Origin of the sequence: Bacteroides sp. 14(A) (assembly GCF_000526555.1) — a bacterium.
GTDB classification, from domain to species: domain Bacteria; phylum Bacteroidota; class Bacteroidia; order Bacteroidales; family Bacteroidaceae; genus Bacteroides; species Bacteroides cellulosilyticus.
The window spans coordinates 703,064-725,833 of sequence record NZ_JAGH01000002.1 but is presented as its reverse complement, the minus strand read 5'-3'; the positions used below and the strand labels follow the sequence as shown (position 1 = coordinate 725,833).

The 22,770-nt window shown below is 44.2% G+C and carries 10 protein-coding genes and 1 pseudogene; 4 read left to right on the top strand and 7 right to left on the bottom strand.

What is annotated here, in order from left to right; genetic code table 11:
• Positions 1-5: 5 nt before the first annotated feature.
• Positions 6-980: a hypothetical protein gene (locus K429_RS0110340; RefSeq protein WP_026366856.1), complete on the top strand. Its 975-nt coding sequence runs from the start codon at positions 6-8 to the stop codon at positions 978-980.
• Between the two features lie 13 nt (positions 981-993).
• On the top strand, positions 994-2,634 hold the full coding sequence (locus K429_RS0110335; RefSeq protein WP_022209979.1) for a tetratricopeptide repeat protein: 1,641 nt from the start codon (positions 994-996) through the stop codon (positions 2,632-2,634).
• Positions 2,635-2,652: 18 nt separating this feature from the next.
• Here the strand turns inward: K429_RS0110335 and K429_RS30880 are convergent.
• Positions 2,653-2,820 (bottom strand): annotated as a pseudogene (locus tag K429_RS30880) (DinB family protein); the annotation flags it as partial.
• Positions 2,821-3,486: 666 nt separating this feature from the next.
• Here K429_RS30880 and K429_RS0110325 point away from each other — a divergent pair.
• A complete protein-coding gene (locus K429_RS0110325) occupies positions 3,487-9,114 on the top strand; it encodes an alpha-2-macroglobulin family protein (protein WP_026366854.1) in 5,628 nt (1,875 codons plus the stop codon).
• Between the two features lie 33 nt (positions 9,115-9,147).
• Positions 9,148-10,593, top strand: coding sequence for a TlpA disulfide reductase family protein (locus tag K429_RS0110320; protein ID WP_026366853.1), 1,446 nt, complete (start codon positions 9,148-9,150; stop codon positions 10,591-10,593).
• A gap of 572 nt (positions 10,594-11,165) precedes the next feature.
• Here the strand turns inward: K429_RS0110320 and K429_RS0110315 are convergent.
• From K429_RS0110315 to K429_RS0110290, 6 genes are all read right to left on the bottom strand, one after another.
• On the bottom strand, positions 11,166-11,960 hold the full coding sequence (locus tag K429_RS0110315) for a dienelactone hydrolase family protein (RefSeq protein WP_026366852.1): 795 nt from the start codon (positions 11,958-11,960) through the stop codon (positions 11,166-11,168).
• Entirely contained in the window at positions 11,953-14,280 is a 2,328-nt protein-coding gene (locus K429_RS0110310) for a DUF5703 domain-containing protein (RefSeq protein WP_155923399.1), read from the bottom strand. The genes K429_RS0110315 and K429_RS0110310 overlap by 8 nt, the downstream gene beginning before the upstream one ends.
• Positions 14,281-14,385: 105 nt before the next feature.
• Positions 14,386-16,098 carry a RagB/SusD family nutrient uptake outer membrane protein gene (locus K429_RS0110305; RefSeq protein ID WP_026366850.1) on the bottom strand — a complete coding sequence of 571 codons (1,713 nt, stop codon included), beginning with the start codon at positions 16,096-16,098 and terminating at the stop codon, positions 14,386-14,388.
• A gap of 12 nt (positions 16,099-16,110) precedes the next feature.
• The gene (locus K429_RS0110300; protein ID WP_026366849.1) at positions 16,111-19,299 is read right to left on the bottom strand and encodes a TonB-dependent receptor; all 3,189 of its coding nucleotides are present in this window, start codon (positions 19,297-19,299) and stop codon (positions 16,111-16,113) included.
• A gap of 143 nt (positions 19,300-19,442) precedes the next feature.
• Positions 19,443-21,752: a glycoside hydrolase family 3 N-terminal domain-containing protein gene (locus K429_RS0110295; RefSeq protein WP_026366848.1), complete on the bottom strand. Its 2,310-nt coding sequence runs from the start codon at positions 21,750-21,752 to the stop codon at positions 19,443-19,445.
• Positions 21,753-21,764: 12 nt separating this feature from the next.
• Entirely contained in the window at positions 21,765-22,766 is a 1,002-nt protein-coding gene (locus K429_RS0110290) for a family 43 glycosylhydrolase (protein WP_026366847.1), read from the bottom strand.
• Between the last annotated feature and the right edge of the window lie 4 nt (positions 22,767-22,770).

The following is a 22,770-nucleotide window of genomic DNA, read 5'->3' as shown; positions in this document are numbered from 1 at the left end:
TATTTATGAGCAGAAAGAAATTTAGACCCAAACAGCAACCGGTTCATGGCGAAGATGCCTCCCGACAGCAGCCGAAGAAAAGAATGGCACTATGGAAAATTCTGGTGCCTGCCTTTGTCTTTCTCTTCCTGTTGCATTGCAGGATGTGGTATATAGAAGAGGAAATGCTGATACATACTGCATTTTCTTCCGGCAGCTATTTAGGATTGAACCGGAAAATCGTTATTCTCCTTATGGCAATAACGATGTGTGGCTACATGGTTTATATCTATAAGAAAAGCACTGGGCGGTGGTATCATTGGAGAAACTTCGTTTATGCCTTTATGTGTGGAGGTATTGTAGTGGGATTATGTACCAATGTGCTGGTTGTCTTTCTGTTCTGGCTGAACAGTTGCTTTACTTCCGGGGTACAGACCCGTGAGTATATAATTGTCAATATCGCTCCACACGACAGGACGCGTAAGAGTAACATTCCCCGTTCTGCTGCATGGTTGCTGAATACATTTTCTTATGGGGAGATATTTATACAAGGTGATCGTTACACTCGCATTTACTTGCCCATTGACTCTGCATACCGGCTCAGCGGTGAACGAGGCATCTATCTTAAAATAGAGTTGGAAGACGGCTGGCTAGGATGGGGAGTAATACGGAAGATCAATTCGGTGACCGCAACAAAAGTATCGGAAAAAGTAGAAGTTCGTTTCCCTGAAGATGAGCAGACACAGGCGCCTGACTCTTGCTTGCACGAAAAAAGTGAAAAAGCTTTTAAGTATACATGGAGAGATATTTATATCTTTGCCAAACTGAGGAATATTAATTTATCGGATACCACCCATGTCAGTGTAAATCAGTATATAGACGGGCAAAAAGGTATTCCGGTGTGGGAGATTGATATACGCGATTCCATTCAGCCGGATATGGCCAGAGTGATATTGATTCATGGAGAGACTGGAGAAGTGATGATGGATTCGTACGAATAACACGATATTGAAGATGAGATTGAAGAGTTTGATAGGGATAATCCTATGGGGTGGTATGTTGGTTGCTTGTGGTCCTGATAATCGCGTGGCCTTGGCGGAGAAGTTGATGGCGGAACGGGAGACGGATAGCGCCATAACCGTAATGAATGAGATTAAAGAACCGTTGCATAACTTATCGAAACGCGATTATGCACTTTATGCCTTACTGATGTCCGAGGCTGTCCACAGGAAACAACAGTTGAATGCAGCTACAGATACCCTGCTACTGCCGGCAATTAAATATTTCAGCCAATCGGGCGATTCTCTTTATGCCGAACGGGCCCTTTATTGCAAAGCACATCTGGACAGACGGCTTAACCGGATGAGCGATGCCATGCAATCTTTTCTGAAAGCTCTGCTTTTCCTGCAAAATAGTGGTAATCATGAGCAGCTCTACCGGGTGAATACCTGGTTGGGAGTTGTTTGTCTGAATCAGGAAGAATATTCCGGTAAGGTGCGTTATTCCAAAGAAGCCTTGAAGGCGGCTTTGGATTTGGGAAATATGTTTTATAAGAATATGGCCTTGTGCGATATTTCTACCGGATATTTGTTTCTGAACCAATTGGATAGCGCCCTTTACTATGCTCAGGCGGCCTATGAGGCGGCTTTAGCCGATTCTGTTCCTCGGCAACTTCCTTTCATCTATACAAATCTGGGTAGTATCTATTCTCAGCAAGGAGAGCCTGCCAAGGCACTGGATTATATAAATAAATCAATAGCTCTTCGTCCGGCTAAAGATACTGCAAGAATTCTTTCGCTCTATGGAGTAAAGTTGGAGTTGTTTGGAAAACTGGGACAATATGATTCGGCATATCACTATTTTCAGAAAGTTATCTCCAGTCCGGAGCCTTCTTCGGTGGCCGACGCCTATAATAATATGGCGAAAATATATCATAAAATGGGCCGTGCTTCAGATGCCTATCCTATGCTACAACGCTTTATTGAATTATCCGATACCATACGAAAGTATCGTCATACTGAGGAAGCCATTGCATTGCAAGAGCTTTACAAACACGAACAGCTTTCGGTAGAAAACCTGTATTGGCGTACCCGGGCTGCGGAAAGGCAGCGTAATGTGTATTGGATGACCACAATCTCTTTGCTGTTGGTTTGGGTGGCAAGTGCGGTATATTTCATCTATCGCCGTAACCGTAATCGCCTGATGGCGCAGCAACATCAGCTCGTGCAACAGGAAAAGGAACTGAAGCAACAACGTAAGGCCACTTCCGAGAGTCTTCGCCGCATGGTGGAAATGGAACAAAAAGAAGCAAGGCTGAAGGAAACCTTTTTCAGGAGATTAAGTCAGAAGGTGGTGCAAGAATTAGAGAAGGGCGGCAATGTCATCCTTTCAGATGAAGACTGGGATGACATTGTGCAGAATGCTGATATTATCTTCGACAACTTTACGAAACGTTTACAGCAGACTTATCCAAGTCTCAATAAAGACGACTTGCGTTACTGCTGCATGGTGAAAATGCAATTGTCTCAGTCGAGTATGGCACAAGTGATGCATCTGGAGCGGGATTCCGTGAAGAAACGCCTGAAACGTATCCGTATGGAAAAGATGGGAGCGGATAGTGGTGTTACGTTGGAAGAACTGCTATACAATTTTTAATTGTGCCGATGTACCCAATTACATCCACTTGGCAGGCTGCCCTAATGCCCGTTTTATCGTTTCCATTTCGGCACTGTGCCACATCTCGTGTTTGAAGCACCAGGACAGCGCTTCGTTTTTATTATTGGCAACCGGATGTTTGAAAGGAATAGGTTCTAAGTTCTCCGATAAGATACGGTCGTCCAGAGGGATAAGTTGCGGATACCTTTCAGTTCATCCATTGTGGCGACTCTCTCGTTCCGGGCATACCGCAGTATGGTGTGTTTGCATATGTTTGCGTTTTTGACACTTTGCTTTTTATGCATAGTGAGAATGCGATATTTCTGTCCCGATGCAGGGAAGAACGGAAAGAAACGAACGAAAATCAATATTTTGTTGATTGATAGTGTAATACATAAATACGTACAACTCTAATAATAGAAAAATAGATGGTCTGTGCACTGAAAACAGATGGTCTGTCTCCCATCTATAGACCGTTTGTTTCCCATCTATAGATGGTTCGCGTTACATCTATAGATCCTTCGCCTCAGATCTATAGTTCCTTCATGGAAGAAGTATAGTTCTCTTGCATAAGTATTGTATATACGGCCTGCTTTATGCAGAAAACGTGCATGTATATTCCATGGATTATGCGGCAGGATTCTGTTTGGGGTGTTTTCAGAGAGGCATCTGTTAGTAAAAAAGACATTCCGGTAACTTTTTGTTCGGAATGATGTGCTTTCCGGTAGCCGGTTTCTTGGGCTGTTGGCATTTGTTATGTTATTAAGTCTGAACAGCCATGTTACCCTAAGAATAAAAAATATATCTTTGTGAATGAACCTGTTAATTGTCGGACGTAAATCGAAAACACAAATGAGAAATATGTTTTATTGGGCTGGTATAATAAGTATTCTTATCTGCCTGCCGCTTCGGGTTTCCGCTCAGTCGTATGAACAAATGTGGAAACAGGTTGAAGTTCTGGAACAAAAGCAACTGCCTAAATCTGCAATACAAGAATTGCGAAAGATTTACGAGTATGCCAAACAGGAAAAGAATGTGTCTCAGATGATGAAAGCACATCTGACGAGAGCATCCTTATGCATTGATATTACTCCTGATAGTCTGGATAGCGAATTGTCCGCCTTGAAAGCTTGGATGGAGGAAGAAAAAGATACGGTATATCAGGCCATACTGAATAATCTGCTGGGATATTATATCCTGGATACAGGTAAAAAAGATGAGACTGCAATCGATACTGCCATCGCTTATTTCCAACGTTCGTTGCAAGATAAAGAGATACTTTTCCGGAAGTCTGCTGTGGATTACCGTCCTATGACCAACAGCAAAGAACTGAGTGAGAAATATTGTGGTGATAATATGTATCAGTTGCTTGCCCGGCAGGCCATCTCCCGGCTAAGCGGCTATTTTATTGCTAACCCTGTATCAGCCGAGAAAATACAAACCGAGATTTTATCTATTTATGACGGACTGATTGACTTCTACCGCCAACAAGGCATGACAGACGCCCGATTATTGTTGATGCTGGATAAGTTACATTATAAAGGAAATGATGTCAGTCGGAGCGGAGTGAATGAAAGGCTGAGGCTGACCGATGAGCAAGTAATAACGTTATTAAAACAATGGGCGGAAGAATTTGCTGATTCCCCGCTTTGCGGAGAAGTGTACTGCCAGTTGGCAGAACGCTATGATAGAATGCAGGATTACACCGCAAAACTAAAAGCAGCACAAACCGGACTTGCAAAATATCCCCGGTCACTTTCTGCCAATGATTTGAAAGAACAGATAGCAGAAGTATTGACTCCCAGGCTAATGGTGGAAATTCCTTTTGCCTATCCGGGAAAGGACGTTGATTTGAAAGTAAAATACCGTAATCTGGCCGGACTTACGGTAGAACTTTACCGGATGAATCTGCCTGTCACAAGTCCTGTCCTGGAGAGGGAAATAAATGCTTCCACTTTAAGTCAATATGGAAAACTGGTCAGTAGTCGCCATTATGATTTGGCAGCTACTCCGGACTACAAGGAAACAGATACTTTACTGCGTTATAAATTCCCCGTTGAGGGCATTTATGTAGTAAAGTCTATCCCTGACGGACATCGTAAATATACGGCTTATGGAAAGGCTTATGTCTCCTCCTTGCAGGCCATATCATTAGGATTACCCGATGGAAAGCAGGAAATCAATATCGTAGACCGATTGACCGGACATCCGGTAACGGGTACTGAAGTGGCCTATTACCGTGTGTCACCGGGAGAAGGTTACCGTTTGATCAAAGCATATCCTGTGAATGGCAAAGGGAGTGTTATTCTGACTCCACCTAGTGTAGGAAACTGGCTGGGAATAAATGTCCGTAAGCCGGGAGCTGATTATATGGAGATCAGTTATGCAGGCTTTTCAAATGCGGGATATCATGTGCCCGGTTCACGAAAGTGGGAAAAGCACGTTTCTCTTTTCACTGACCGTGCGTTGTATCGTCCCGGCCAGGTGGTGCATGTTTCGGGAGTAGCGTATGAGCAATCAGGTGATTCGGTCCGTGTTTTCTCCAGAGTTCATAATGACGTAGTGCTCCGTGATGCTAACCGGCAGGAAGTGGGTAAGATATCCCTTGCTACAGATGAATTTGGAGCCTTTCATGGCGATTTCGTACTCCCTGAGGTACTTCTCCCGGGAGAATTCGAAATATCGGTGCAAGATGGCGAAAGCCGCTATATCCGTGTAGACGAATACAAGCGTCCTACATTCGATGTTGTCTTCCATCCCTGTCAGGATACTTATAATATGGGTGATACACTAATGGTCAGTGGCGAAGCAAATACATTTGCGGGAGTTCCGGTGGGCTTGTGTAAACTCAGTTATAAAGTAACCCGTTCACTGAATGAGTTCTGGAAGATCTCAGACAATGAAACGGTTCTGGCTGTAGGTGAGATGCAGACCGATGCAGACGGGAAGTTCCGCTTCCCTGTCTTTCTGCGTGAACCGGATGATTTCCAACCTGATAAACCGGGGCGCTACTATACATACAAAGTGACGGCTGAAGTAATCAGCCTGACCGGAGAAATAGAGAGCGGAGCCTTGTCATTACCTGTAGGACAGCAGTCTGTTGCCTTACAGATTAAAGGTTTGCGCTCCAAAGTGGCACGTGAAAAGCGGGATACTATACAAATTCTGGCATTGAATTTAAGCCGGCAGCCTGTAACGCTTCAAGCCACTTACGTGGTGTATGCCTTGGATGAGAAAGGCAACAAAGGCAATGAGGTGTGCCGTCGTACAGTTGGGACCTATCAATCATTTATTCCCGAGGATATACTTGCTCTCACTCCGGGACGTTATAGAATGGAGGCTTCAGTCCTTGACGGGCAGGGAAGAACCTGTACGGCGGAACAGGACTTTATTCTCTTTTCATTGGCAGACGCTCATTTGCCGGCATACTCACCGGAATGGTTCTATCAGGATGGGGCAGAGCTTGATGCCCGGCATCCGGTGAACCTGTATGTAGGCAGTAGTGAGAAAGAGGTCTATCTGCTGTATGATGTATTCTGTGGCGATAAACGTATTGAATCCGAACGAATGATCCTTAATAATGAAATCCGGAAGTTTACCTATCTCTATAAGCCGGAATATGGGGATGGAATCACCGTAAACTTTGCTTTTATGCGCGAAGGTAAGCTGTATACAAAGAAAGTACAGATAGCACGTCCCCGTCCGGAAAAGAGCTTACTGCTGAAATGGGCTACTTTCCGTGACAAACTGCAACCGGGAGGAAAAGAGGAATGGAAACTTCAGATCATGCATCCGGACAAGAAAGCGGCTGATGCGCAATTACTTGCCACTCTTTATGATGCTTCACTCGATAAGTTATACATCAATGACTGGAACTTCAATCTGAGTCTCTCCCGTTTTATTCCTGATACCGGGGCGAATCTGATATCTTCCGGGCATTCCATCTGGATGTATAGTAACTTCCCCTATTCGGGTAGCACTTTGCGTGGTCTCCGTTGGTGGGATATATATAGTACTCTGAATACTCCGTTCTGGCAAGTTCCGCGTTCTGGGGGTAATTTCCGTATCAAGCAAGATAGCCGGATGATGAAATCCGGAAATACCAGCTTTACGGATGAAGTTACGCTGGATGACGGCTTTGAGGTAGGGGATGGAAACTCCGTTGTAGCAGTATTTGAGTGCTCTGCTGCTGTGGCATTGGATGATGGTTCTCCTTATGTTCCTCTTCGCGAGAATTTTGCAGAGACTGCTTTCTTTTATCCTGCCCTCCGTACGGATACGAATGGAATAGCCAGTATATCTTTTACTTTGCCCGAAAGCCTGACTGAATGGAAGTTTATGGGATTTGCCCATACCCGGAACATGGACTACGGACAGATAACGGCTAAGGCGAAAGCTGTCAAGTCGTTTATGGTGCAGCCTAATATGCCTCGTTTTATTCGTGTGAATGATAAACCTGTTATCAGTACGGGAATAATCAATCTGTCCGGAGAAAACATTCAGGGAACAGCCCGTATGGAACTGGTCGATCCGCAGACAAATCAGATAATATCAACCCGGGAACATGAATTCAGTGCGGATGCCGGAGCAACCGTTTCCGTATCATTTGATTTAGAAAGCCCGGAGGAACCTACGGTATTGATTTGCAGAATTATTGCCGAGGGTAGTAATTTCAGTGACGGCGAGCAGCGCTATCTTCCGGTTTTATCCGATAAACAATGGGTGACTGAAGCGATACCCGTTCAATTGAATGGTACGGAAAGTAAATCGATTACACTGGGGAGTCTGTTTAATGATGGAAGTAAAACTGCAACAAACAAACGGCTGACGGTGGAACTGACGGCCAATCCTGACTGGTATGCCATACAGGCTTTACCCGTCATCGGCAATCCTGTGGATGAGGATGCTTTGTCGTGGGCAAGTGCTTACTATACCAATTCATTGTCTGTGGCCATCCTCGATGCCAATCCCCGCATCCGGCAGGTATTTGAAAGCTGGAAGATACAGGGAAGGCCATTGTCGGGCAATCTTAATGATAAGGAAGAATTAAAAGAGCTGTTACTTAAAGAAACTCCCTGGCTGGCAGATGCTCTTGATGAAACAGAGCGGAAGAGAAATATAGCGCTTTTGTTTGATTTGAACATGATGAGTAACCGTAATCGTATTGCGGTATCCCGCCTGGAAGCATTGCAGCTCCCTGACGGTTCCTGGAGCTGGTATAAAGGGATGACGGGGAACCGTTACATCACTACCCGGATCGTGGAAATGCTGGCACGGCTTCGCACAATGGGTGCATCTACCCTTCCGGTGCAGGGAATGTATGAAAAGGCTGTAAGCTATCTCCATACCCAATGGCTGAATGAATACAGACAGATGAAGGAAAACGAAAAGAAAGGCAATAAGAACGGATTACCCGGTGAGCAATCCTTGCATTATCTGTACATCTGTGCTTTAGATGAGCAGGTGGCAAAGCGAACTGATAAAACCGCTTATTCGTATATGATTGATAGATTGGAGGCCGGTGCTCCGAGTGATGCGATTTACGACAGGGCACTTATCGCTACCATACTGCATAAAGCGGGTAAAAAGGTGAAGGCGGACGAATTGGCGCGATCCATTCTGGAATATTCCGTTGCTACTCCCGAGATGGGGCGCTATTTTGATACTTCGAAAGCCCGGTATTCATGGGGCAGTTACAGAATTCCGACACAAGTGGTTGCTATTGAAGCCTTATCCGGTATTCTGAAAGAACCGCTGGCAATTGCTGAAATGAAGCAATGGTTGCTTAAACAAAAACAAATGCAGGTTTGGGATAATCCGGTAGCTACTGCCGGTGCTGTGTATGCTTTCTTGAGTGGAGATGATAACCGATTGGCGGAAAACAGTACCATGAAAGCGGAAATAGTCGGGACAGCAGTAGTGACCCCTGATGATGCATTAGGGTATGTCCGTCGTTCTTTCTCCGGTAATGAGGTCGGAGCCCGGCAAATAGAAATTGTACATACAGGTGCAGGAATAGGCTGGGGAGCTGTATATGCTCAATGCCTGGAGGATATGGATAAATTGCAATCAGCAAAAGGCAACGGATTGAAAATCAATCGTACCTATTATAAAGACGGCAAGGAGGTTTCATCGAAGACGGATTTACATGTGGGAGATGAGCTTACTGTTCGGCTGACCGTGAGGGCGGATCGGGATATGGATTTCGTTCAGATAAAAGATACACGTGCTGCATGTATGGAGCCCAAGGAGGCATTGTCGGGATATCGTCATTCCGATGCTACCGGTTATTATCAGGTAATGCGTGATACCTCTGCTGAATTCTTTATTGACAAACTTAAAAAGGGTACTGTCCAAATAGAGTATAAAGTTTATATAGACCGTTCGGGGACTTACCAAACCGGTATTGCTACTGTCCAATCGGCCTATGCACCTGAGTTTGCCGGATATGGAAAGAGTCTGTCTGTAACGGTGCGCTGAATTTATTAGTCATTTATTAATTATAAAATACGTATGAAACATCTATGCTTACTGTTTGCAATTTTATCTTTCTTAGGCTGTAAGGCTCAGAAGGGTCATGAAGATTTGGCGAAAGAAGTGATAATCTCGGGCCGTGTATTGAACAGGGAAGTTTATCCGAAGGAGGTGAAACTTGAGATACCTTATCTGTCCGGTCTGGAAACAGTTTACACTTCTCCCATAGCGGATGACGGTACTTTCTGTTTCCGTTTCAGTTCTTATGCTTCAACTCGTGAGGTTGCTCTTCGCAATTATGCGGAACATTTGTATGTACACCCGGGTGATAGTCTGCATGTTGAGATTGACTTCAACGATTTGTTGCATCCCCGCATTACCGGAACTTCCGGTGCGCTGAATCAGTATATGGCTCTTTTTACCGAAGGAGGATACTATCGCAGACTTAGTTCCTATAACAGAGAAGCACCCTTTGATGAATTTGAAAAAGAATTGAAAACAGAGTATGCCAGTCTCCTGGAACGTCGTGCCGACTTCCTCAAAGAACATTCGCCGGGCGCAGAAGTTGAAGAGTATACGGCGGACTTATTGCTGATAGATTATTATACTGCACTCTTTGGTAATGCTATATCACAGGCGGCAGATGGCAAGGATGTCAGCGGATATAAAGCATTATTGCCGGAACTTGACCCTGTCTTTTCAGGGAAAACCGTTTTTTCCGGTCTGTTTTCGCTTGCCGCGAATGTATATATGTTCCTTTATTTTGAGCATACCCGAAGAGAAAAAAGTGATTTTGATTTAGCAAATGTGATTGAGGTTAGCAAAGATCGTGCTATCCTTCCCTATTTATACCTCCAACCCATAGGTACCTCTTTATGCGATAATGATACAACTTACATCGCTGATCACAGGTCTCAATTCGATTCTATAGTTCGGGCTCCCTATTTAAGGCAACCCATGCTTAAACTATATCAGGATAAAGTGAATTATCTGAAAGCCCCCCAAGCGATATCCCATTATATGCTTTATGGCGATAATGCTGATGAGGCGACTGCCAGGGAGAAAATGCCGTTCATGATCCCTGTGTACAATCTTTTGGAAAAGTATGCGGGCAAAGTGATTTATGTTGATTTCTGGGGAGTAATCTGTCCCCCTTGCCTGGCGGAAATGGAGCCTTTGAAGGAACTGAGGAAACGTTATTCGCCCGATGATGTGGTTATGGCCAGTATCTGTGGAAGTAGAGATCGGGAAGCATACCATAAGATTCTGGAACGTTTCTCTTTGAGAGGGAAGAATATTGAATGTATCTATTCGGAAGATTGGGCGACTTCTGATGATTATCATCGTATCATGGCTCATTGGAATATGCATAGTATACCGCAATTCCTGCTCATTAACCGTGATGGAATTATTGTAGATTATGGAGGCTTGTTGAGACCCAGTAATCCGCAGACAGTGGTAAAGATTGATGCTCTATTAAAATAAGAAACCGATAAAATGTACAGTTGGCTTCGGAAGATGGGGAGAATAATAGAAATGTCTAAATGATGATATAATTCCTGAATCGTATTCTTAATGGTGGAATATTCCTGTTTTCTGTAACACGCTTAATTGTGCAGATTCGCATTCCAGCATATTCTGTGAATAAGTAAGGAATAAAAATGCACTGTCCCCATGTGTTATTGCATTTTTACAAGCTATTTATACAGAGAAGGGTTACTACTTACAGGTGATAAGGTTACTACTTATGGGTGATATCATTACTACTTATAGGTAAAAGGGTTACTACTTCCGGGTAAAAGGGTTATTTGATACGTGATTTTCTCTTATAAGGATGATTTAGGAGAGATATTTCAGTCTGGAAGAAATGTAAGTATTTCGATAGTGTATTAACAATCTGATGTTTGCTTGTTTTCATTCGTGTATTTCCATTCTCGTAAGGTTCCGGTTGGAAGTAACGGATTCTCGGCTAACTAAAAATACAAAATGACAATTTGATCAGTATGGGTTTATGTGTAAAGTGGGAAGATTCAATCTCCCCACTTTATATATTCATCCTATTTGGATTGCCTGAACAACCATTCTAAAAAGTCTGGTTGATTAAATGCCGGGTCCCAACTGTTATGTCCACATCCGGGGAACTCAATGTATCTTGGTGTTTTGCCTATCTTTTTCAAGGCCCGGTATGCAGCTCTTGAATTCTCTACGAAAACTGCATCGTCTTTATCTCCATGATAAATGGTTATTGCTGTGGTTGGTGAAGCCTTTTCCAAACGTTCAGGATTAATTCCCCCGCAGATAGGAATGGCTGCTGCGAATAAATCGGGAAAGCGGCACAGTAAATCAAAAGTACCCATTCCTCCCATAGATAATCCCATCACATAGATACGGTTGACATCCACGTTGTCGTTGTTCATATACATGTCAAGTACTGCTTTTACAGCTTCCATAGGAATGGTAATCTCCGGGTTTTCGGGGAATCTTTCGCCGCCGGACTTACCCTCGCTGTTTGGTTTACTGCTATTAGACCAGGAACATTCAGAAGGGCACTGAGGATAGATTACGAAGGTCGGGTGTTGATCCCGGATTACCGGATTCAGGAACATGTTTGCTCCGTGGACCAGTTGAGCTTCATTGTCACTTCCTCTCTCACCTGCACCGTGTAAAAACAGGACCAGCGGATATTTTTTATTCTTTTCTATTCTTTCAGGTTCTAATACCCTGTATCTGAGCGTATCTCTACGGGGAGATATATATTCCTTCTTAGCATAATATTTATCAATATCCGAGGCAAAAAGGCCGGCACTCAATAAAAAGAGGAAAACTCCTGTTACTAAAATACATCTATTCATGGTAAAAAGATTTATGATTAAAATGCGAGGGAAGGCAAATAACAATATCTTTTTCCCTTGTCTTTGGCTCAACCTGCATAAATTCAATTTTATTATTTCTCAGCGTAACTTCTACGGTGGTTTGTTTGGGAGCGTGCAGTTTGAAGTGAACGTCTCTGTTTTCAGGCCATGCAGGGAATAGGAGAATAGAATCACCGTTTGTTTGAAGTAACATCTCTTGCAAGCCGATCATTCCACTTCCTCCCCAGTTATGATCGGGTGTCCAATCAAATCCGGGTCCCCAGAAAGCGGGAAAACGATGAGGCCCATCGGACAGTTTCAATAAGGTGAGCCGTTCAGCTTCTTCGGTCAGGCCGAGGCAGGCGGCAAAGATATTGTCTTGTTTCCACCCTATATGACTTCTGAATTCGATGGCTTCAGGGTCATACAGATACGTATTAATTGCAGTTTGTAACTCCGGTTGGCCTATTCCGTATATTCTCCACGGATATACGGGATAGAGTGACGGAACTTCTGAATTATTGATTCTTTCCCACATCTTTGCCGGTGAGATTGTCTTTTTACCTTGCACTTCACGATAGGAAATGGGGGGAATACGTTTTAGGAAACCCGACCAATGTTCACGTTGTGTAGCGTCAAGTTCCGGCAATTCCAGAAGCTTTTCCGTAATGACTTTCAAAGCTGCAACGGTAGAAGTGGCGTTGGTTGCCATTTTATAGGTTTCGCATGCCGAACCGGGGTACAACACCAAATGACCGTCTCCATCGAGCTTGTTCGTTCCCCGTCTTAATGCCAGATAGCTATAATGTTCGTCAAAGAAGGTAAGTAGGCTTTCAATGAATGGAAGATGCGGAACAATAGGCTCGTTATTATATAAGTGCGTATCGAACATCATGAGTGCAAATTCCAAGGCTGTGTCCCAGGTGTATTCCAACCACGGGTTACTGTCTACTCCTACCGGGAATCCCTCATGGCGTGGCTTCCAATCGTATTCGGCCAGATTAGGCAGACCGAAGTTCTCGATCTGTTCGCTAAAACAGGCTCCTTCGTGGTTCCAGTAGACTTTCGTTCGTAGTTTGGCATTGTCCAGCATACGTTCGTAAAAGTCAAACTGAGGTTTCATCATATCGAAATCACCGCTTTTCAACATGGGGAAATAGACTAACCGTTGATTTTGTGCCGTCATGGTTCCTCCACCCCACAAGCGGAAATCGGGAGTGAATACCCGGGTAGAATCTATGTGTACCGGGTCAAACGTAAACAGTCCGCCGTTGAATTTAGTCGGTTCGCTACCGTACGCATTACATCCGAGCATGTATCGGAAAAGCTGATAGTTACGGCCCACTTTCCAGTAATCACTCCCTATTTTACCGGAATCGATGAAGACATAGCTTCTTTTCCAATACGAGTTCCACCACTGCCGGGTTTTCTGCTTTGCTTTTTTATCGGTTTGAACTTTCGAGATGGTTTTATTGAGCATTGTTTCCCAGTCTGCCGGGTTTTCACATTGCAAAGTAGCAAGTGCTAACCGAATCTGATGCTCCTGTGCCGGTTTTCTGCTCTTTAGACTCCACCCTTTAAAATCTGTATCAGTGTATATTCCCGTATATGTCTTTCCGGCTACGAGATTATCGCCATATATTCTTCCACCAAAGGTGAGATGTTTCAGAGGATTCATCATCTGATCTTTCACATCATTCAGTCCTTGTCGTTCTACGGTTCTATCAAACACTGTTTCTGCTGCGTTGCGATGGCAAAATCCGATTTGGTTGTCTATGAAACCAATTGAATCCTTCGCTGTAAACAGACCTTCGGGAGGGTTGCCTTTATAAGAGTTGAAATGAGATTCATCCTTGCGAAGCAACCTGTTCTTGTATCGCCAGCTCTCATAAGAAACTTCTATATCCGTTTTACGACTACCTTTCACATCTACGTGAATGACCGGATGGAATACATCAGCCCAAATCTCGATGATGCTTTTTTCTTTGCCGGCGGTAATTTCAATGTATCCGTCTTCAAGTTTTAGCTCTTGGCGGAAGTCTCCCGATTCGAAAGGATTAGGGGTCAGGTGTATCTTTACCCGGCCTCCTTTCAGAAAGCCGTTATTGGCGTCGAATGTGCCACTACGTGAGAAATAGAAATAAAGCTCCCCGTTCTCCACCCATACGTTCATACCGATTGATCCTCCGCCACAAGGCATCGATTCGTGTGAACCTTTAGACGGGGTGTTCCAGATGGGATTATAGTCGGAAAGCGACTGCCCGTAAAGCGGCAGTACCAAGAGTAAGCAAATGATTATTATTCCTTGTTTCAGGTTCATACATCTTTTAGTTCAAAATGAGTTTTTAAAGATACGATTTTCTGACGGGTTCACCACAGAGTGACACAGAATGAAACTCTGTGCCACTCTATGGTGAATACTCGTTTAGAACATGTTATTGGAGCCTTCCCAGCCTGGGTTTTGTTCCAATACCCCGTTCGAGAGCTGAATCTGATCATTCGGAATCTGCATAAACCCACCGGTTTCTTTTACTCTTCTATCAAACTGATCAAAGTAGCCGTTACCTCTATCTTCGTTGATGGTGGTTTGCTGCAAATTATTGTAAATGATGCAGTGGTTCAGATTTTGCTTGATAATGGTGCCTGCATCTGTTCCGTACCAACGTAGCAAATCATGATATCTCAATGCTTCGAAAGCCAGTTCATATCTGCGTTCGGAACGGAGAGCTTCATCGGTATAAGCAAGAATCGGTGGAAGTTGTGCTCTGGTCCTTACCCTGTTGATGCCATCTATCGTCCGGGTCATTTCGGCATGCATCAATAATACATCGGCAAAGCGGATGAGTACCAAATCCTGTGTTGTATCTTTCATGTAGTGCGGACTTGTTCCATATAACACGCAGCTATAATTACAGATAGTAACAGAACCATCCGCATTGACTTTCTTTACATTTACCGGCAGGTACTTCTTCGGCAGATAACCGGTTTCCTGCCATGCTTCCCAAACTCCGAAGTCATAACCGGAAAGGCCTTCTTCCGTATCTCTGACATCTAAAATAGAACCTTTCTTCCGCAAATCTTCATCGGGCCATTCATTCCAGAAATTGGTACTTACCGTACAAATGCCCCATCCCATTCCGAACGGAACTTGTGTCTGCCCTCTTAAACCGATATTCAGTGCAATGGGATTGCTATAGTTATCCGACCAACTGGCAATGGAAGAGTACTTTACGGCAAAGATGGTTTCATTATTATCACCGCTTTCTCCTACCCATGACAGATTATTGTCTCTCGCGTATTTGTAATCCGCTTCGGGTATATCTATAGCGTATGGCCATTGGTTGCGGAAGTCGCTTAACAGATCATGACCACTGTTCTTGATGCAATCTTCCAGCCAGGCAATGACATTCTGCGAGGTAACAGAGCCATTATCCAGGGTTACGTTTTCCCTCCTGTTTTGTTTGTAATATCCGTCATAGAACAGGTAGGCCCGTGCCATAAGAGCTTCTGCCGCCCATTTGGTGGCATATCCGATTTTATTCTTATCAATATCCTGAAATTTTATATTGGGCAGCAATTCAATAGCCTGTTTTAAATCAGATAAAATCACCTTGAACATCTCATCGGCACTTGCTTTAGGATTATTCTGAGGAGTAGTGTCTAAAACAAGGGGCGCATTGCCAAAAGTTATAGCCATGTAGTAATAGAACATGCCTCTTAAATAATAGGTTTCACCTAAGATCTTGTTTTTCTCTACCCCGTTTTCCCATTGCACATTTTCGGCATTTTCCAATATGTTGTTACAACGATAAATGCCGGTGTATAGGGCAGACCACAAGGGACCAAAGTCGTTTTCGGACATTACTTTCAGATAACGGATAGGTTGAGATAAATCTCCCAGGCCTCCTCCGGCTAAGCAATCGTCAGATAAGATGTTTCCGGCCAGGAATGGGTGGGAAGGGTTCGTACAGATGTAGAGTGCGGAGTATGCTCCATTTAGCAATTCCCGTGCGTCCTCTTCTGTCTGGGGGTAGTTTGAAGAGTCTTTCTTTGTGAGATTCTCTGTATCCAAGAAGTCTGAACATCCAGTTATTGAAAAGGATATTGCAACGATTGCCAATAATATAATCTTTTTCATAATGCGTCTAAATTAAAATTTAATTGATGCTCCAACCATAAAGGTGCGTGGAGTAGGATAGAAACCAAAATCAACGCCGCTGATCCAGTTTTCACCGGTACTTGTACCGATTTCGGGATCCATGCCGGAATAGCCTGTAATGGTGAACAGGTTCTGGGCCGAAATATAGAATCTTACTTGTTCAAAAGGTAGTGATTTCCATAGTTTCTTGAAATCGTATCCTAAAGTTACATTGCTCATTCTTACATATGATCCGTCTTCCAGATAAAGGTCGGAGATGTAAGAACGGTTGATGTGGTTACCACTGGATATGCGGGGGATACTGTTTGATGTTCCCGGTCCGGTCCAGCGTCCCAGGATTTCACTGGTATAATTCTGGCTGGGACTATCGGGCATGCGATATGCTCTTAATATATCGTTTCCAAAGACACCACTTGCCACTAATGTCAGGTCAAATCCTTTGTAACTCATGTTGAGATTAATGCCCAGGTTGTAGTCGGGATTAGATTTGCCGATCATTGTCTTATCTTTATCGTCAATGATTCCGTCGTCATTACGGTCTACAAAGCGCACGTCACCGGGTACTGCATTCGGCATGATTACTACTCCTTCCGAGTTTTTGTAATTCTGAACATCTTCCGGGGTTTGGAATAATCCATCAGTCTGATAGCCATAGAAATAACCGATTGGGTATCCTTCTTCGGCACGGGCAAACTCCGACGCTACATTTCCCAAACGAACCCCTGAGTGAATAATCTTTTCGGTATTGGCGATACGAGTCACTTCATTCTTGTTATGGGAAAGGTTAATTAAAGCACTGTAATTGAAATCGTTGATGTTATCACGCCATCCCAGTGATAATTCAACACCCTTATTTACAACGTCACCGCCATTGATGTAGGGTGCCGCCGTACCGTAGCTGGCTAAAACGGGCGCTTGTACAAGCCAGTCTTTCGTTTTTTTGTGGTACCAATCGAAAGTAAACGATAATCGGTGGTCAAAGAACCGGGCATCCAATCCTAAGTCCAACTGTTCGGATGTTTCCCAGGTCACGTCAGGATTCGGCATGATGTCCGGATAGGAGCCGGTTTGCTTGTCACCTTTGTCTTGACCGGGGAAGTAGTCGTTATTAGACATGGCAATAGTAGACAGATATTGGAAAGGTGTTATGGATTGATTACCATTTTGTCCCCAACTGGCGCGTATTTTTAAAAAGCTGATTTTGTCGGTGATATTCTCCATGAACTTTTCATTACTCAATACCCAACCGGCTGATACGGAGGGGAAATAACCCCATCTGTTACCTTTAGCAAAGTTGGAAGAGCCATCAGCACGCATAACTACGGTTAACATATAAGTTTCTTTGTAGTCGTAATTGATACGGCCAAAGTAAGACATCAATCCGGTCTTTTCCCATGGTGCTCCACCGAGGGTGGTCTGTCCGGGGATAATTAGTTTGGCATTATCCAGATAGGCGTATTTAAAGGAGTCGAAGATTAATTTCTCGTTCGTACCGTTTATGCTTTCACCCAATCCGCCTCTTTCGGCTGACATACCGATGAGGGTATTGAAGTTATGAGTATCTTTGATTGTAAAATCATACGACAGGGTGTTTTCAAATGTCCATCCCAAACCGGTACTCATACTTTGGTATACAGAATTATTATCTCTCTTAGCTGCATCTCCCAAATGGTATTTCGGAGAAAAACTACGGTATGAAGAAGCACTGAAATTATATCCGAAATTCGTTCTGAACTTTAAATTCCTGATCGGTTGAATTACAGCGTATATATTACCATTCAGGTTGTGGTTTTTGGAAAGATTGTTTCCATTTTCATAGACCATTTTACCAATCGGATTCACTTCTACATTCAACAAGGGGATGGCTTGATGGTATTCACCTACGATATCATTTCCATTCTCATCTCTGGCCCACATGGGCAGCATGGGATTCGTTTGTAAGGCTGAAGAAATGTTGTTACCGTACATATTGCCTATGGCAAGTCCTTTTTTTTCACTGTATGAGTAAGAGAGGTTTTCACCTACTTTAATCACATCCATATCTTTAATGCGGTATAGCGTATGCTCGGAATTGATTCTGGCAGTGTATCGGTCATAGTGCGGTTCTACGGGCTTGCCGAAAATACCTTCGTGTGCAGTATAAGACAGGCCCATAGAGTATACGGATTGTTGTGTTCCGCCCGAGATATTAAGCGAATGGCTTTGGATAGGAGCATTTTTATTTTCCATTTCATTCAGCCAGTTAGTTCCGTTCCATTTGCCTTCCTGTATCCTTTTCCAGTCACCCGGTGCCAGGAGCTTATCAAAATCGAGCGGTTCCATGTTGTCATTGGACTGCCCTTCCTGTCTGATCATTGCATAATCCGTAGCGTTCAGCAGGTTGAGTTTCTTGTATACGTTTTGTACGCCATAGTATCCGTCATATTGGATGGAAGCTTTTCCTTCACGGCCTTGTTTGGTGGTTACCAGGATAACACCGTTGGCGGCGCGTGCTCCGTAGATGGCTGCCGATGCGGCATCTTTAAGTACATCCAGTGATTCGATATCAGCCGGATTCAGATAATCAATGTTCCCTCTGGCCACTCCATCTACAATATAAAGGGGATTGGAAGAACCTGTAGTACCGATACCACGAATGATTACCTTGAATCCTTCACCGGGCTGACCGGATGTTTTGGTGATATTTACCCCGGGAGTCTGGCTTTGCAATGCAGTCAGTGGGGAAACGGTATTCATACGGGCTATGTCGTCGCCCTTAACCTGTACAGTGGCACCGGTGACCAGTTTCTTCTTTTGTACGCCATATCCTACAACCACAACTTCATCAATGAGTTGTGAGTCTTCAGTCATAGCTACAGTGTATTGTGTCTTTCCCGGAGTGAGGTTCAACTCAAGGTCGTTATAGCCGATATAAGAGAATACCAGCGTAGCATTAGGGGACACTTTCAACTGGAAGTTTCCGTCTACATCTGTTATTGTTCCGCTACTGGTACCTTTCAGGAGCACATTTACACCGATTAATTCGGACTGGTCGGTTGCTGAGACGACTTTTCCCCGTATGGTTATGTCGCTCTGACCGTACATCGGAATAAGGACAAGCCCAAAGAGCAGGAACAATGAGAGCCGAAGCCATTTCATGGCAGCAACATGGCAGGAATCAATTCTAATTCTATTTTTCATAAAATAATGGATTTAAAGAAATAGGCAATGTAGAATGTCTACACTACCTAAATTAATGGTTTGTAAACTCTTGACTGTGATTTAGTGGTTTTTCTTACTTATGTTTTCATAGGCTGATAGATTTAAAATAGGACAATATGAAGTTATTTTACGCGTAATTCAATTGTATTGAGATCCTCGTCTCGGGAAGAAGATCCCACCATGATCTTGAATGTTCCTTTCTCCACTTTGAAGTTCATATCCGTATCATAAAAAGACAGCATATGGGGAGTGATATCGAATGTCACGGTCTTTTGCTCTCCTTTTTTAAGAGATATGCGTTTGAAACCTTTGAGTTCTTTGAGTGGGCGGGTGACGGAACTGAAATCATCTCCGATGTATAACTGAACTATTTCGTCACCATCCATTTGACCGGTGTTGGTGATGTCTATACTGGCTGTCAGAGTTTCATCCGTGGATATTTCGGATTTAGAGAGGCGAAGGTTAGTGTACTGATAAGTAGTGTAGCTCAAACCATAACCAAAATGAAATAACGGACCGTTTTTGCCTATGGCGTAGGGGAACCAGTTGCTTGTCAGTTTATGATTGTATACAGACTGGATTTGTCCTACGTTACGAGGTACAGTGACCGGCATTTTGGCCGAGGGGTTGACTTTTCCATAGAGGATATCAGCAATGGCTTGACCACCGAATGAACCGGGCTCCCAGGCCTCGATGAGAGCAGCAACATGATCAGCGATCCATTCCACGCCCAAAGGCCGGCCATTGACAAGTATGACGATAGTGGGCACACCTGTGTTTTGAATGGTTTCCACTAATTCTTGCTGGAGTCCGGGCAGGTTAATATCAGAACGGTCGGTATTTTCTCCACAGGTTTTTTCTGACCAGTGCTCACGCATAGAGTTTTCTCCTACGACTACGATGGCAAGATCAGCCTGGCGGGCCATGCCGGCAGCTTGTTTCACTTTAGCCGGATCCATGGTACGGATGTTCCAGCCAAAGTCAAGAAATGAGAAAGTAGTATTGGGTGCCGCATCTTTCAAGCCTTTCAGTACGGTTACTACATTTCCTTCGGGCTGTGGTACAGCCCAGTCACCCAGAATGACATGGGTATCGGCATTAGGACCTGTAACAAATATCTTTTTGTATTTGGAAGCGTCGAGTGGCAATATGCCGTCATTCTTCAATAGTACAATGGATTTATGCGCAATTTCGAGGGCTGTTTGCTGATGGGCTTTATTGAAGAGTAGGTCTTTGCTTTTGGCTTCATCGAAATAGGGATTTTCGAAAAGTCCGAGTTTAAATTTTGCAGTGAGTATCCTTCTGACAGACTGGTCGATACGTTTTTCTGTGAGTCTGCCATCTTTCACAGCTTCCAGCAAGGCTTCCATGAAGTCGGGTCCGTGCATGTGCATATCCATACCCGATTGCACGGAGAGCACAAAAGCATTGGCATAGCTTTCAGTAACACGATGGTAATCATGCAATCGTTCGATGTCCATCCAGTCGCTGACGATGTATCCGTCGAACTTCCATTCGTCACGCAGGAGATCGGTCATTAGGTATTTATTACTGTGCGAGGGTATTCCATTCACCTCGTTGTGTGCCATCATAAAAGTGTAGGCATTGGCATCAAGGCAGGCTTTGAAGGGAGGAAGAAATATTTCGCGGATGGTGCGCTCAGAAACATCGCAAGGTGCTCCGTTGATTCCGTTTATAGACTGGCTTCCACCGATGAAGTGCTTAGGACACGCAATGACGTTTTCGGGATTGGAGAAATCATTTCCCTGTAATCCCCGTACGGTTGCGGCACCCATTACCCCTACCAGATGAGGATCTTCGCCAAAGGTTTCTCCGGTGCGTCCCCAACGTGGGTCACGTGCTACTTCCACATTGGGAGTGAATGCCCAGTGTGCTCCGGTGGCACGCATCTCAAGAGCGGTTTCACGAGAGGCCTGTTCTATCAAAGCAGGTTCGAATGTGGCTGCCTGACCGATGGGAGTAGGGTAAATAGTTGTTCCGCTACATAGTCCGTTGCCATGGACGGCATCGATGCCTATGATTAGGGGGATCTTCAACCGGCTCTTTTGTGCCAGACTTTGCAGGTGGTTGGCTTCTTCAAGATCGGTGACGTGGAGGAAGGAACCTATTAAACCTTCCTCTGTCATCCGGGCTACATCTGTTGAATGGAGATTTTTATAAAAGCCTTGTGCATGGCTTTTCTCCATTTCTGTGATCAGCAGGTCGCGTTCTGCGGTCTGCATGTGTTTCAGGCCGACATACTGACACATCTGGGCCACTTTTTCTTGTAACGTCATCTGTTTCATTAGGTTATCCACCCTTGCCTCTATAGGTTGGGCAGGGTCCAGATAAAGATTATCAGGGGTATTGCACCCGGAAAGAGCCAGTGACACTACGGTTATCCTTAATCCTTTCAAAACTAAATCTTTCATACTTCTTATTTCTTAATTTTTGTATTGACTTTTGAAATAGGGGGCAGTTGCTGTAACAGCCGGAGAACTATTCTCAACGGTGGGCCAGCCATCCTCCCAGACAATTTTGCTCATCATAAGTACACGTCCTTCGGGGTTCTTTACATTGACGCCGTGATAGAATATCCAGTCATTACCGGCATCGTCTGTCACAAGTTGAGAATTGTGCCCGGGACCTACAAAATCTTTATTCTTCTCAATAACTACCTCGTGATGGTTGCTGAGCATAAGTTCGCCTTTTCTATTGACATAAGGGCCAAACAGATTCTTCGATCTGCCTACAACAGTGGTATAAGTGCTCTTCAATCCTTCGCAACAGGAACCTGTAGAGGCAAAGAGGTAATAGTAATCACCGTGTTTATGCAGTAGTCCGGCTTCGTAGCCATTTCCGGCTATAGGAATTTTGGGCGTATTGGGTTGGAGGGCAAGACCATCATCGGCCAGTTCCACTCCCCACAGTCCGTGCCAACTACCCCAGAAGAGGTATTTTCGGCCATTTTCTTCCATATAAAATGCGTCAATGGAATTCATAACCTCAATTTCATCGCTGAGAAATAACTTTCCTGCGTCGGTGAAAGGACCCTCGGGGCGTAAAGACCACGCTACGCCAATACCATTTGTGTGTTCTTCACCCCAGGAAGAGTTGGCGTAGTAGAGCACATATTTATCGCCTATTTTACGGATATCCGGTGCCCAAATCAATTGCTGGAAAGTGGGACGAGTACTGTCCGTAAAGGCTGTGCCTACAAACTCCCAGTCAACGAGGTTGGCGGAGCGGTGTATGGGCAGGTTGCGTATATCTTCAGTAGCATAAAGATAAAAGTAGCCGTCGTCAGCCTTGATGATTGTTGGATCGGGCAGACTGTAGTCAATAACCGGATTGTTATAGGTTCTTTTTTCTTTTACTTTTTTGCCTGGCTGAGCCATGCAAGGTATACATAAAAAGAGAGTAATTAGTAAGGTAACTGTTTTCATATGT